Here is a 13,024-nt window from a genome sequence, read left to right on the forward strand (position 1 = left end):
CCAATGCCATGATTAAACAACGCACCCTGAAGAATACCATCCGTGCCACAGGTGTCGGTCTGCACTCCGGGGAGAAGGTTTACCTGACCCTCAAGCCTGCACCTGTTGACACCGGCATCGTCTTCCGCCGCGCCGACCTCGACCCTGTGGTCGAAATCCCGGCGCGCGCGGCCAACGTCGGCGAGACAACCATGTCGACGACGCTGGTCAACGGTGACGTCAAGGTCGATACGGTCGAGCACCTGCTCTCCGCCATGGCGGGCCTGGGCATCGATAACGCCTACGTCGAGCTCTCCGCCTCGGAAGTGCCGATCATGGATGGCAGCGCCGGACCCTTTGTATTCCTGATTCAGTCTGCCGGCCTGGAAGAACAGGACGCAGCCAAGAAGTTCATCCGCATCCTGCGTGAGGTGACTGTGGAAGAGGGCGACAAGCGCGCCACTTTCCTGCCTTTCGACGGCTTCAAGGTGAGCTTCGAGATCGACTTCGATCATCCGGTGCTTCGCAACCGGACCCAGAGCGCCAGCGTCGACTTTTCCAGCACCTCGTTCGTGAAGGAAGTCAGCCGCGCGCGTACCTTCGGTTTCATGCGTGACATCGAGTACCTGCGCAAGCACAACCTTGCGCTGGGTGGCAGTGTCGAGAACGCCATCGTGGTCGATGAGGACGGCGTGCTCAACGAAGACGGCCTTCGTTACGAAGACGAATTCGTCAAGCACAAGATCCTCGACGCCATCGGCGACCTCTACCTGCTGGGCAACAGCCTGATCGGCGAGTTCAAGGGCTACAAGTCCGGACACGCGCTGAACAACCAGCTGCTGCGCAAGCTGATCGCCGAGAAAGACGCCTGGGAAGTGGTCACTTTCGAAGATGCCAGCACGGCACCGATCTCGTACATGCGCCCTGTTGCGGCCGTGTAAGTTCGAACACTCTCTAGTTCATTAAGGCCACCTTCGGGTGGCCTTTTTTATGGCTTGTCCTGGGCGTGGGCGGCCAATCGTTCCAGTGCTGCGCGCAGTTTGGGGTCGGTGATGCCCTCGGCAGTATCGCGCAGGCTCTCGGCTGCGTTGTTCGACAGCTCTGCAGCATGGCCAGCACGCTTGGCTGGCACCAGCGGCGGCTGCACCTTGTACAGGATGCGCCTGAGGTTGCCGAAGGCTTCCATGCCCTGCAATGCCGCCAGCAAGCGCTTCTGCTGGTAGCGCAGGCGGGTTGCCCAGTGGCCGTCGGTTACCACCAGCAGCAAGGTGCCGTCACGCCACGACGCCACGTGGCAGTGCTCGCGGGCAGCCGGTTGCAGCTGGCTTTCCAGCAGGCGCTGCAGGTGTTCCAGGCGTTCGGCCTGGTTCAGCAGCAGGCGCAGCGGGCGCACCTGGCGGAGCAGGGCCGAGGGTGGCTGGGCGGGGGAGGGTTTGTAGGCCATGGGGGTACGCATGAGGTTACATGGTCCGCAGTCTAACATCTCTATAGCCTGCACTGGCCTCTTCGCGGGTGAACCCGCTCCCACAGGATCACCTATACATCAAGGGCGGTGCTTTACCCGCGAAGAGGCCAGGACAGGCCAGAAAGATGCAACTCATTCTCGATACGTTTCATCTTCCCGAACCTTGAACTCAGGGAAAATACCCCTATCTAAAACAAGCCCCCGCCAAAACGCTGTACAAGCATCGTGGCAATCCACCACTTTCCTCACCATCGTTTCCGGGTAGAATGCTCGTTCGCATGCGGCCTCAGGGCTGCACGGGCGACTCATGGGGCCGCCCTCCATCCCTACGTGTGGAAGATCCTGCCGATATGTTTGCGCCTTTGTTAAAAAAACTTTTTGGAAGCAAGAACGAGCGTGAAGTCAAACGCATGCTCAAGACGGTGAACATCGTCAATGCTCTCGAAGAGAAGATGGTGGCCCTCTCCGACGAGCAACTGCGGGGCAAGACCGCAGAGTTCAAGGAGCGCCTGGCCAAAGGCGAGACACTGGACCAGTTGCTGCCTGAAGCCTTCGCCGTGGCCCGTGAGGCCGGCAAGCGCGTGATGGGCATGCGCCACTTCGACGTGCAGTTGATCGGTGGCATGACCCTGCACGAGGGCATGATCGCAGAAATGCGTACCGGTGAAGGCAAGACCTTGGTCGGTACCCTGGCCGTGTACCTCAACGCACTGTCCGGCAAGGGCGTGCACGTGGTCACCGTCAACGACTACCTGGCCCGCCGCGACGCCAACTGGATGCGCCCGCTGTACGAGTTCCTCGGCCTGTCGGTCGGCATCGTCTCGGCCTTCCAGCCGCCGGAAGAAAAGCGCGCCGCCTACGCGTCCGACATCACCTACGGCACCAACAACGAATTCGGTTTCGACTACCTGCGCGACAACATGGCGTTCAGCCAGGAGGAGAAGTTCCAGCGTGAACTGAACTTCGCCGTGATCGACGAAGTCGACTCCATCCTGATCGACGAAGCGCGTACCCCGCTGATCATTTCCGGCCAGGCCGAAGACAGCTCCAAGCTGTACATCGAGATCAACCGCCTGATCCCGCGCCTGACCCAGCACATCGAAGAAGTGGAAGGCCAGGTCACCCAGGAAGGCCACTTCACCATCGACGAGAAGAGCCGCCAGGTCGAGCTGAACGAAGCCGGTCACCAGTACATCGAGGAAATGCTCACCCAGTCCGGCCTGCTGGCCGAGGGCGAGAGCCTGTACTCGGCGCACAACCTGAGCCTGCTGACCCACGTCTACGCCGGCCTGCGCGCGCACAAGCTGTTCCACCGCAACATCGAGTACATTGTCCAGGACGGCCAGGTCCTGCTGATCGACGAACACACCGGCCGTACCATGCCCGGTCGTCGCCTGTCCGAAGGCTTGCACCAGGCCATCGAAGCGAAAGAAAACCTGAACATCCAGGCCGAGAGCCAGACCCTGGCTTCGACCACCTTCCAGAACTACTTCCGCTTGTACACCAAGCTGTCCGGCATGACCGGTACCGCGGACACCGAAGCGTTCGAGTTCCAGTCGATCTACGCCCTCAACGTGATGGTCATCCCGCCGAACAAGCCACTGGCGCGTAAAGACTTCAACGACCTGGTGTACCTGACCGCCGACGAGAAATACGCTGCGATCATCACCGACATCAAGGAAAGCATGAAGCAGGGCCGTCCGATCCTGGTGGGTACCGCGACCATCGAAACTTCCGAGCACATGTCGAACCTGCTCAAGAAGGAAGGCATCGAGCACAAGGTACTGAACGCCAAGTATCACGAAAAGGAAGCCGAGATCATCGCGCAAGCCGGTGCCCCGGGTGCACTGACCATCGCCACCAACATGGCCGGCCGCGGTACCGATATCCTGCTGGGCGGTAACTGGGAAGCCGAAGTGGCTGCCCTGGAAAACCCGACCGCCGAGCAGATCGCCCAGATCAAGGCCGACTGGCAGAAGCGTCACCAGCAGGTGATCGAAGCCGGTGGCCTGCATGTGATCGCTTCCGAGCGCCACGAATCGCGCCGTATCGACAACCAGCTGCGTGGCCGTTCCGGCCGTCAGGGCGACCCGGGTTCCAGCCGCTTCTACCTGTCGCTGGAAGACAGCCTGATGCGGATCTTCGCCTCTGACCGGGTGAAGAACTTCATGAAAGCGCTGGGCATGCAGTCGGGCGAGGCCATCGAGCACCGCATGGTCACCAACGCCATCGAGAAGGCCCAGCGCAAGGTCGAAGGCCGCAACTTCGATATCCGCAAGCAGTTGCTGGAATACGACGACGTGGCCAACGAGCAGCGCAAGGTGATCTACCACATGCGCAACAGCCTGCTGGCCGCCGAGAACATCGGCGACACCATCGTCGAATTCCGCAAAGAAGTCCTGGACGCTACCATCAGCCAGCACATTCCGCCGCAGTCGCTGCCCGAACAGTGGGACGTGGCCGGCCTGGAAGCTTCGCTGGCCAGCGATTTCGCCATGAAGCTGCCGATCCAGCAGTGGCTCGACGAGGACGATCACCTCTACGAAGAGACCCTGCGCGAGAAGCTGCTGAACGAAATCACCACTGCGTACACCGAGAAGGAAGACCAGGCCGGTATCGAAGCCCTGCGTACCTTCGAGAAGCAGATCCTGCTGCGCGTGCTGGACGACCTGTGGAAAGACCACCTGTCGACCATGGATCACCTGCGTCACGGTATCCACCTGCGTGGTTATGCGCAGAAGAACCCGAAGCAGGAGTACAAGCGCGAATCCTTCAGCCTGTTCCAGGAGCTGCTCGAGTCGATCAAGCGCGACACCATCCGTGTGCTGTCGCACGTTCAGGTACGCCGCGAAGACCCGGCCGAAGAGGAAGCCCGCCTGCGCCGCGAGGCCGAGGAACTGGCCAGCCGCATGCAGTTCCAGCACGCCGCTGCTCCGGGTCTGGAAAGCGAGCAACTGAGCGAGGAGGGCGCCGAAGTGGCCGTCGCCTCGGCACCGGTGCGCAACGAACAGAAACTGGGCCGCAACGAGCCGTGCTGGTGTGGTTCGGGCAAGAAGTTCAAGCATTGCCACGGGCAGATCGAGTGATCTGACCTGAATGGGGCCGCTTCGCGGCCCTATCGCGACACAAGGCCGCTCCCACAGGGATGGTGCACAGCCGCAAGGCTGCGCCGTCCCATGTGGGAGCGGCCTTGTGTCGCGATGGGGCGCGAAGCGGCCCCGCTTTTCGATATCAACCGTAATTTCTAGGAGCGCTCTAATGGCTGTTGGTCTTGGTCCTTTGCCCACCCTGCACCCGGTTCCGGGTTTTGAACTCGGCATCGCTTCTGCCGGCATCAAGCGCCCCGGGCGCAAGGATGTGGTGGTCATGCGCTGTGCCGAAGGCTCCAGCGTGGCTGGCGTGTTCACCCTCAACGCCTTCTGCGCAGCGCCGGTGATCCTGTCCAAGCAGCGTGTGCAGGGCACCGTGCGCTACCTGCTGACCAACACCGGTAATGCCAACGCCGGCACCGGCGCGCCAGGCCTGGCCGCCGCCGAGCGCACCTGCGCCAAGCTGGCCGAACTGGCCGGCGTACCGGCCGAGTCGGTACTGCCGTTCTCCACTGGCGTAATCGGCGAGCCGCTGCCGGTCGAGAAGATCGAAGGTGCGCTGCAGGCCGCCCTCGACAACCTGTCGGAAAACCACTGGGCCGAAGCCGCCACCGGCATCATGACCACCGACACCCTGCCCAAAGGTGCCAGCCGTCAGTTCCAGCACGATGGCGTGACCGTTACCGTCACCGGCATCAGCAAGGGTGCAGGCATGATCCGCCCGAACATGGCCACCATGCTCGGCTACATCGCTACCGACGCCAAGGTGGCACCAAAGGTGCTCAAGGACTTGATGCTGGACGGCGCCAACAAGTCGTTCAACCGCATCACCATCGACGGCGACACTTCGACCAACGACTGCTGCATGCTGATCGCCACCGGCAAGGCCAACCTGCCGGAAGTCACCGAAGCCAGCGGCGCACTGTTCGAAGCGCTGAAGAAGGCGGTGTTCGAGGTGTGCATGGAAGTGGCCCAGGCCATCGTCCGTGACGGCGAAGGCGCTACCAAGTTCGTTACCGTGCAGGTCAACGGCGGCGGCAACCACCAGGAGTGCCTGGACGTCGGCTACGCCGTGGCCCACTCGCCGTTGATCAAGACCGCGCTGTTCGCCTCCGACCCGAACTGGGGTCGTATCCTCGCTGCCGTTGGCCGTGCCGGCGTACCGGAGCTGGATGTGAGCCTGATCGATGTGTACCTGGACAGCGTGTGCATTGCCAGCAAAGGCGGCCGCAGCCCAAGCTACACCGAAGACCAGGGTGCCAAGGTAATGGCTCAGGAAGAGATCACCATCCGTATCGAACTGGGCCGTGGCCAGTGCAGCGAAACCATCTGGACCACCGACCTGTCCCACGAGTACGTGAAGATCAACGCCGAGTACCGTACCTGATCTAATACTGGGGCCGCTTCGCGGGCAAGCCCGCGAAGGGCTGCAAAGCAGCCCCAAAATCCCAGATACATGGAGCCGAACCATGAGCTATCACCTGATCATCGGCGACAAGCTGTATTCCTCCTGGTCGCTGCGTGGCGCCCTGGCCCTCGAGCTGGCTGGTGTGCCTTACGAAGAAACCCTGATCAAACTCAACCAGCCTGACACCCGTCAGCGCATCCTCGCCTTCTCCGCCACCGGCAAGGTACCGCTGCTCAAGACCGAGCACGGTGTGATCGCCGACTCGCTGGCCATTGCCGAATACCTCAACGAACAGCACCCCGATGCCCAGCTATGGCCTGCCGATGTGGCGGCCCGGGCCCAGGCCCGTTCGGCTTGCGCGCAGATGCACAGCGGCTTCTTCGCCTTGCGCGGCGCCATGCCGTTCGACCTGTCGCGCGACCAGGCGCTGGACAGCGTACCGCTGGAGGTACAAATCGATATCGACCGTATCGTCGCACTGTGGTCCGAATGCCGGCTGGTGGCCAAGGACAGTGGCCCGTTCCTGTTCGGCAAGCCGAGCCTGGCCGATGCCTTCTTCGCCCCGGTGGCGGTGCGCCTGCGTACCTACCGCGTGGAAGTGCCTGCGGATGCTGCGGCCTATATCGAAACCATTTACCAGTGGCCGGCCTTCCAGGCCTGGCAGCAGGCTGGCCTGGCGGAGCGTGAAGGGTGAAACGGATTCATGTTGTAGCGGCTGTCATTCGCGGTACTGATGGCCGCATTCTGATCGCACGCCGGGCCGATACCCAGCACCAGGGTGGCCTGTGGGAGTTCCCGGGCGGCAAGGTTGAACAGGGTGAAGGCGTCGAGGCGGCGCTGGCCCGTGAGCTGCGCGAAGAGCTGGGCATCGAGGTAAGCCGTTCGCGCGCGCTGATCAAGGTCAGCCACGACTACCCGGACAAGCAGGTGCTGCTGGACGTGCGCGAAGTCGAGGCGTTCAGTGGCGAGCCGCATGGCGCCGAGGGCCAGCCGCTGGAATGGGTTGCCCCGCGCGATTTGCCCCAGTACGAGTTCCCCGAGGCCAATAAACCGATCGTTGCCGCCGCGCGCTTGCCGGAGCAGTACCTGATCACCCCCGATGGCCTGGAAGTACCGCAGATGCTCAAGGGCATCCAGAAGGCGGTGGCCAGCGGCATTCGCCTGATCCAGCTGCGTGCCCCGGACATGTACGACCCCAAGTACCGCGATGTGGCGGTGGATGCGGTCGGCCTGTGCGCGGGCAAGGCGCAGTTGATGCTCAAGGGGCCGCTGGAGTGGCTGGGTGACTTCCCTGCGGCAGGTTGGCACCTGACGGCTGCACAACTGCGCAAGTATGCCGCCAACGGCCGGCCGTTCCCCAAGGAACGCTGGCTGGCGGCATCCTGCCACAGTGCCGAAGAGCTGGCGCTGGCGGAGCAGATGGGTGTGGACTTCGTCACCTTGTCGCCGGTGCAGGCGACTCGGACTCACCCCGAGGCGCTACCACTGGGGTGGGACGAGGCGCAGCGGTTGATCACTGGGTTCAACAAGCCGGTCTACCTGCTGGGTGGGGTAGGGCCGGGTGAGCGTGAGCAGGCCTGGGAAGCGGGAGCACAGGGTGTTGCCGGGATCCGGGCGTTCTGGCCCGAGATCTGAGTCGCCTGTAATTGGGGCCGCTTTGCGGCCCATCGCCGGCAAGCCAGCTCCCACAGTGACGGCACAGACCTCAAACCCTGTGCGCTCTCTGTGGGAGCTGGCTTGCCGGCGATGGGCTGCAAAGCAGCCCCAGCACTTTCAGCCTTTAGGCTTTTCAGCAGGCTGCCACAAAACCTCAGCCACCCCCTGCCGCCGTCCAATGATCCGCGCCGCCACAAACAATAGGTCCGAAAGCCGGTTGATGTACGCCAACCCAACCCCCGGCAACGGCTCCAGCGCATTCAACTGCTGACACCGCCGCTCGGCACTGCGCGCCAGGCTTCTGCACACATGCGCCTGGGCCACCAGCGCCGAGCCACTGGGCAAAATGAAGTTCTTCAGCGGTCCCAGCTCTTCGTTCCAAACATCGATCGCCGCTTCCAGCCGTTCCACCTCCGCCAGGTTCAACGCCTGATAACTGGGCATCGCCAGCTCACCGCCCAGGTCGAACAAGCGGTGCTGACATGGCGCCAAAACCGCGCTCACTTCATCCAGCTCTTGTTCGGCCAGCCCCGCCAGCAGCAAACCCAGCTGGCTGTTCAGGCTGTCCACCTCGCCAATCGCCTCGATCCGTGGATGGTCCTTGGGCACCCGGCGTCCGTCGCCCAGGCCGGTTTCGCCTTTGTCGCCGGTGCGGGTGTAGATTTTTGACAGGCGATAGCCCATATCACTTCTCCGTTCTGGCCGGCGCCGCCGTTGCCGGCTGGCCGAGGGGCAGGCGCAGGGTGAAGCAGGTGCCCTGGCCGGGCGTGGACTGCACTTCCATCTGCCCCTTGTGGTTGTTGGTGATGATGAAGTACGAGACCGACAGGCCCAGGCCAGTGCCCTGGCCGATTTCCTTGGTGGTGAAGAACGGCTCGAAGGTGCGCTTGCGCACCCCCTCGGGCATGCCGACGCCGTTGTCCTCGACCTGGATTTCCGCCCATGGCGGGTTCAAGCGGGTGCGCAGGGTGATGCGTCCGGGCTCGCTCGGCTGCGGCCGCTGGTGGATGGCCTGGGCGGCGTTTTTCAGCAGGTTGAGCAGCACCTGCTCCAGTTCGTTGGCGGTGCACGGCACCTGCCCGAGTTCGGGGTCGAACTGGCGCACGATGGCCTGGCCCTTGAAGTCGAAGCCGATGGCCAGGTCGAAGTCGTTGCCGGCAATCTCCACCGCCTGGTCGATCAGTGCCGGCAGGTCGCACGGCGCCAACTGGCGGTTGCTGCGGCGGCTGAAACTGAGCATATGGGTGACGATCTTCGCCGCCCGGGCACCGGCCTGCTGGATGCCGTCGAGCAATAGCGGCACTTCGCGGCTCTCCAGGTAGCGGTTGACCGTGGGCAGGTCGATGCCCAGTTCTTCGGCTTGCTCCTGGTTGCGCGGCAGCTCTGGTGACAGGCGCCGGCGAATGTTCTGCACGTTATGCAGGATCGCGCCCAGCGGGTTGTTGATCTCGTGAGCCATGCCGGCGGCCAGGCCACCGACCGAAAGCATCTTCTCCGATTGCACCATCATTTCTTCCAGCGACAGGCGCTGGGTGATGTCGTCGATGCGGATGACCACGCCACGGCCGCCGCCACCAGTCAGCGGGTAGAAGGTCAGGGCGTAGTGGCGCAGGTCGTCGCCCTTGGGCCAGGTGACCCGCTCGATCTTCGCCACCCGGTGTTTTTCCACGGTTTCCTTCAGCTGCGGCAAGAACGGCTTGAGCGGCTCGAAGGCGATGAAGATCGGCTGGTTAAGTGCTTCGTCCAGGGGCGTGCCGGAAAGCACCGTGGCTTCGTGGTTCCACTGGGTCACGTAGAGCTGTTCGTCGAGGGCGATCAGTGCCGAGGGCATCGAGTCGATGATGCTGTTGAGGTAGTTCTGGAAGCCGGTGAGTTTTTTCTCGATCTTGCTGCGCACCTGGACTTCCAGCTCCAGCTTGCGGTTGGTGTGGCGGGTTTCCTCGGCCAGCCCCTGGGCCTGATCATAGGCCTCCTGGAACTCGTCGCGGGTGCGCTTGAGCTGCTGTTCGCGGGCTTCGATGCGCGAGAGCATGGTGTTGAACGCTTCGGCCAGGCTGCCGATTTCGTCGTCGTTGCCGCGCTGGGCACGCAGGGCATAGCTCTCTTCGCGGGTGACCTGGCGGCTGAGCTCTTCGAGCTGGTTGATCGGCTGGGTGATCAGGCGTTTGATCTGCCGGGCGATGATGATCCACAGCAGGATGCTGAACACCAGGATGCCCAGGCTGGCACTAAGGGTGCCGGTGTAGAAAGCCGTGGGCAATTCGCTGCTGGCGACCAGCAGCAGGTGCGCCGGCGGGTTGGCGTCACGCGGCATGCGGATCAGCTGGGTGCTGCGAAACTCCATCAGGCGCCAGCTGTCGATGTCGCGAAAACGCTTGGGCAGAGCCAGCGGTTCGCCGTGCTGCAACTGCGCCAGGATGCGGCCATCGCCACCATAGACGGCGGCGGCGCGCAGCGGCGTGTAGCTGTCCAGTTCCTTGAGCAGGGCGCTGGCGGTGTCCGGGGAGTCGCCGGCGCGGGCCGCCAGTTGCGGGGTGGCCACCAGCCGGCCGATGGTGTGCAGCGCCTGCGGTGCCATGCTTTCCTGGGTGATCCAGTAGGCGGCGCTGATGAAGGTAAGGTTGGCCACCAGCAGGATGGTCACCAGCAACACCAGCAGGGCCGCCAGCAGCTTCTGCCCGACCGGGAGGTTTTCCAGGCGTTGGCGCAAGGTCATGGGCTAGGCAATGTCCGTATCCGGTTGAAAGGGCTGCGTCAGTCGCAGGGCAAGCCACGCACGCGCAGGTTATCGACCAGGCGCTGCAGCAGGCGTTCCAGCTCTGGCAACTGCAAGCCATGACGGCCAGCGGCGCGGCAGGCGTGGCCAAGCAGGTAGTGCACCTCGGTGCGCCGGCCCGCACGTACATCCTGGTACATGGAAGAGTAGTTGGCTGCGGTGGCGAGGATCACCCGCTGTACTTCTTCGTCCAACCCGTCTGCCGCTTCTGGCTGGCCACAGCGGTGTAGCAGTTGGGCCAGTTCGGCGCACAGGGCATCCACTTCACCCAGGTGCCCCAGCAGCCCACCGTTCTGGCACTCGTGCAGTACGGTCAGCGGGTTGATTGCGCAGTTGAGCGCCAGCTTGCGCCACAGGCGGGTGAGAATATCCACCGTCCACTCGGCGGGGATGCCGGCCTGGTGCAGGTCATCGAACCAGGCGGGGATCGCCGGGTTGCCTGGGTCACCCAGCCAGTTGAAGCCGTGGCCGGCAAAGCGTACCTGCCAGTCACCCTCGCGGAACGCCCCTTCGGTACTGGAGACGAAGATGCAGCGCGCGTGCGGTACCAGGTCGGCGACTTCGTCCTGGCTGCCCAGACCGTTCTGCAGCAGCAGCACTTCGGCGCCCTCGGCCAGGCGCGGTGCCACGCCGGCAATGGCCGGGGCGGCGTCGTAGGCCTTGCAGGCCACCAGCAGACGGTGGATCGGGCCGCGTGCCTGCGCGGTTTCGGCAGGGATGGCGTAGTGGCGGGGCTGGTCCTGTTCGACCAGGGTCAGGCCGCCGGCCTGCTGGTAGGCCAGCAGCCGTTGCCCGTCACGCAGGATCAGGCGCACTGCCTTGCCCGCGCGCGCCAGGCGGCAAGCCCACAGGCTGCCCAGGCTACCGGCGCCGAGAATATGCCAGGTGCTGCTCATATGCGTTTCGCAACCCGTTATAATGAGCCCGCATTTTAACCGTCAAACCCAGCGCGCTCCATCTTCAACCTGAGCGCGCTTTTATTTTGGGAGAACAACCATGCCTTCGTTCGACGTGGTATCGGAACTGGACAAGCACGAAGTGCAGAACGCGGTCGATAACGCCATCAAGGATCTGGACCGCCGCTACGACCTCAAGGGCAAGGGTACCTTCGAGTTCAAGGACAAAGAGCAGACCGTGATGCTCACCGCCGAGGAAGAGTTCCAGCTCGAAGCGATGCTGGAAATCCTGCGCCTGGCGCTGGTCAAGCGCAAGATCGACGTGAAGTGCCTGGAAACCAAGGACCCGTACGCCTCGGGCAAGGAAAAGAAACAGGAAGCCAAGTTCCGCGAAGGCATCGACAAGGACCTGGCGAAGAAGATCGTCGCCACCATCAAGGATGCCAAGCTGAAAGTGCAGGCCGCCATCCAGGGCGAGCAGGTACGCGTGACCGGTAAAAAGCGTGACGACCTGCAGGAAGCCATCGCCCTGCTGCGGACCAAGGAATTCGACATGCCGCTGCAGTTCAACAACTTCCGCGACTGATGCAAGTGCTACCCGGAACCTCGATGGCGAAATGATGTCCATGGGGGCCGGGGCTGCGCAATCGCGCGCGGCCTGTTTTACCGTGTACTTGCCGTTCGGCATCAGGAGATGAATATGGATTTGAATGCTGAAGTCGATCAGCTGGTCCGCCAATCGCAGACTTGGGTTCCCTTGATCATGGAATACGGCAGCCGTGTGCTGCTGGCGCTGCTGACCCTGGCGGTCGGCTGGTGGATCATCAACAAGGTCAGCGCCCGCCTGGGCAAGCTGGTTGGCCTGCGCAACGCCGACCTGGCGCTGCAGGGCTTCATCAGCACCCTGTCGAACATCGTGCTGAAGGTGCTGCTGTTGGTCAGCGTGGCGTCGATGATCGGTATCGAGACCACCTCGTTCGTTGCCGCGATCGGTGCCGCTGGCCTGGCCATCGGCCTGGCCTTGCAGGGCAGCCTGGCGAACTTCGCCGGCGGTGTGCTGATCCTGATGTTCCGCCCATTCCGCATCGGTGACTGGATCGAGGCGCAAGGCGTGGCCGGCACCGTCGACAGCATCCAGATCTTCCACACCGTGCTGCGCACCGGAGACAACAAGACCGTGATCATGCCCAACGGCAGCCTGTCCAATGGCATCATCACCAACACCAACCGCCAGCCGACACGCAAGGTGGTGTTCGACGTGGGCGTGGACTACGAGGCCGACCTGCAGAACGCCCGCAACGTGCTGCTGGAGCTGGCGCAGGACCCGCGTGTGCTGCCCGACCCGGCGCCGCAGGCGGTGGTCGCGACCTTGGGCGACAGCTCGATCACCGTTTCGCTGCGCCTGTGGACCAAGACCGAGGACTATTGGGACGTGATGTTCATGCTCAACGAGCATGCGCGTGACCGGTTGAAGGCCGAAGGGATCGACATTCCGTTCCCGCAGCGGGTGATTCGCGTGGTGCAGGAGACTGCAGCGCAGTAATACCGCGCTGAAGCCGGGGCCGCTTCGCGCCCCATCGCCGGCAAGGCGGCTCCTACAGGGTTATCGCAGCCTTCGGGCCTGTGTTGTACCTGTGGGAGCTGGCTTGCCGGCGATGGGGCGCAAAGCGGCCCCGGCTTTTTACACTTGTTCACAGCAATACCTCGGCATTTCTGGCATATAGCCTGACCCCACCTGCCACACCCGATACGCCA

Annotated in this window: 11 protein-coding genes; 7 read left to right on the forward strand and 4 right to left on the reverse strand. The window is 63.2% G+C overall.

The features are described from left to right. The first annotated feature begins 8 nt into the window (after positions 1-8). A complete protein-coding gene (gene lpxC, locus FQ664_RS07270; protein ID WP_063913302.1) occupies positions 9-920 on the forward strand; it encodes a UDP-3-O-acyl-N-acetylglucosamine deacetylase in 912 nt (303 codons plus the stop codon). A 47-nt stretch (positions 921-967) separates the two neighbouring features. Here the strand turns inward: lpxC and FQ664_RS07275 are convergent, their stop codons facing one another. Further along, a complete protein-coding gene (locus tag FQ664_RS07275; RefSeq protein ID WP_144171340.1) occupies positions 968-1,423 on the reverse strand; it encodes a DUF721 domain-containing protein in 456 nt (151 codons plus the stop codon). A 371-nt stretch (positions 1,424-1,794) separates the two neighbouring features. Here FQ664_RS07275 and secA point away from each other — a divergent pair, with 371 nt between their 5' ends. The 4 genes from secA (at position 1,795) to FQ664_RS07300 (ending at position 7,576) form a co-directional block, all read left to right on the forward strand. Beyond that, positions 1,795-4,530 carry a preprotein translocase subunit SecA gene (secA, locus tag FQ664_RS07285; protein ID WP_144171187.1) on the forward strand — a complete coding sequence of 912 codons (2,736 nt, stop codon included), beginning with the start codon at positions 1,795-1,797 and terminating at the stop codon, positions 4,528-4,530. A 172-nt stretch (positions 4,531-4,702) separates the two neighbouring features. Beyond that, positions 4,703-5,920, forward strand: a complete 1,218-nt coding sequence (gene argJ, locus FQ664_RS07290) for a bifunctional glutamate N-acetyltransferase/amino-acid acetyltransferase ArgJ (protein ID WP_063913299.1) — start codon at positions 4,703-4,705, stop codon at positions 5,918-5,920. Positions 5,921-6,002: 82 nt separating this feature from the next. Beyond that, on the forward strand, positions 6,003-6,635 hold the full coding sequence (locus FQ664_RS07295) for a glutathione S-transferase family protein (RefSeq protein ID WP_144171189.1): 633 nt from the start codon (positions 6,003-6,005) through the stop codon (positions 6,633-6,635). Next, positions 6,632-7,576 carry a Nudix family hydrolase gene (locus FQ664_RS07300; protein WP_144171191.1) on the forward strand — a complete coding sequence of 315 codons (945 nt, stop codon included), beginning with the start codon at positions 6,632-6,634 and terminating at the stop codon, positions 7,574-7,576. Before FQ664_RS07295 ends, FQ664_RS07300 begins: the two co-directional genes overlap by 4 nt. A gap of 138 nt (positions 7,577-7,714) precedes the next feature. Here the strand turns inward: FQ664_RS07300 and FQ664_RS07305 are convergent, their stop codons facing one another. The 3 genes from FQ664_RS07305 to FQ664_RS07315 are packed head-to-tail and all read right to left on the reverse strand — an operon-like array spanning position 7,715 to position 11,269. Beyond that, positions 7,715-8,281, reverse strand: coding sequence for a cob(I)yrinic acid a,c-diamide adenosyltransferase (locus tag FQ664_RS07305; RefSeq protein WP_144171193.1), 567 nt, complete (start codon positions 8,279-8,281; stop codon positions 7,715-7,717). Between the two features lies 1 nt (position 8,282). Beyond that, the gene (locus FQ664_RS07310; RefSeq protein ID WP_144171195.1) at positions 8,283-10,313 is read right to left on the reverse strand and encodes a sensor histidine kinase; all 2,031 of its coding nucleotides are present in this window, start codon (positions 10,311-10,313) and stop codon (positions 8,283-8,285) included. A 38-nt stretch (positions 10,314-10,351) separates the two neighbouring features. Continuing rightward, complete coding sequence (locus FQ664_RS07315; RefSeq protein ID WP_144171197.1) at positions 10,352-11,269, reverse strand: putative 2-dehydropantoate 2-reductase; 918 nt, start codon at positions 11,267-11,269, stop codon at positions 10,352-10,354. A gap of 100 nt (positions 11,270-11,369) precedes the next feature. On the opposite strand from FQ664_RS07315, the gene FQ664_RS07320 reads away from it, so the two are divergent. Both FQ664_RS07320 and FQ664_RS07325 read left to right on the forward strand, forming a co-directional pair. Then, the gene (locus tag FQ664_RS07320; protein ID WP_013974099.1) at positions 11,370-11,855 is read left to right on the forward strand and encodes a YajQ family cyclic di-GMP-binding protein; all 486 of its coding nucleotides are present in this window, start codon (positions 11,370-11,372) and stop codon (positions 11,853-11,855) included. A 114-nt stretch (positions 11,856-11,969) separates the two neighbouring features. Next, positions 11,970-12,812, forward strand: coding sequence for a mechanosensitive ion channel family protein (locus FQ664_RS07325; RefSeq protein ID WP_144171199.1), 843 nt, complete (start codon positions 11,970-11,972; stop codon positions 12,810-12,812). The last annotated feature ends 212 nt before the right edge of the window (positions 12,813-13,024 follow it).

The organism is Pseudomonas persica (assembly GCF_900291015.1).
GTDB lineage: Bacteria > Pseudomonadota > Gammaproteobacteria > Pseudomonadales > Pseudomonadaceae > Aquipseudomonas.

What these genes read in the sequence shown, in the direction of transcription:
- lpxC (WP_063913302.1), top strand. Translation starts at nt 9, where the DNA reads ATGATTAAACAACGCACCCTGAAGAATACCATCCGTGCCACAGGTGTC.
- FQ664_RS07275 (WP_144171340.1), bottom strand. Translation starts at nt 1,423, where the DNA reads ATGGCCTACAAACCCTCCCCCGCCCAGCCACCCTCGGCCCTGCTCCGC.
- secA (WP_144171187.1), top strand. Translation starts at nt 1,795, where the DNA reads ATGTTTGCGCCTTTGTTAAAAAAACTTTTTGGAAGCAAGAACGAGCGT.
- argJ (WP_063913299.1), top strand. Translation starts at nt 4,703, where the DNA reads ATGGCTGTTGGTCTTGGTCCTTTGCCCACCCTGCACCCGGTTCCGGGT.
- FQ664_RS07295 (WP_144171189.1), top strand. Translation starts at nt 6,003, where the DNA reads ATGAGCTATCACCTGATCATCGGCGACAAGCTGTATTCCTCCTGGTCG.
- FQ664_RS07305 (WP_144171193.1), bottom strand. Translation starts at nt 8,281, where the DNA reads ATGGGCTATCGCCTGTCAAAAATCTACACCCGCACCGGCGACAAAGGC.
- FQ664_RS07310 (WP_144171195.1), bottom strand. Translation starts at nt 10,313, where the DNA reads ATGACCTTGCGCCAACGCCTGGAAAACCTCCCGGTCGGGCAGAAGCTG.
- FQ664_RS07315 (WP_144171197.1), bottom strand. Translation starts at nt 11,269, where the DNA reads ATGAGCAGCACCTGGCATATTCTCGGCGCCGGTAGCCTGGGCAGCCTG.
- FQ664_RS07320 (WP_013974099.1), top strand. Translation starts at nt 11,370, where the DNA reads ATGCCTTCGTTCGACGTGGTATCGGAACTGGACAAGCACGAAGTGCAG.
- FQ664_RS07325 (WP_144171199.1), top strand. Translation starts at nt 11,970, where the DNA reads ATGGATTTGAATGCTGAAGTCGATCAGCTGGTCCGCCAATCGCAGACT.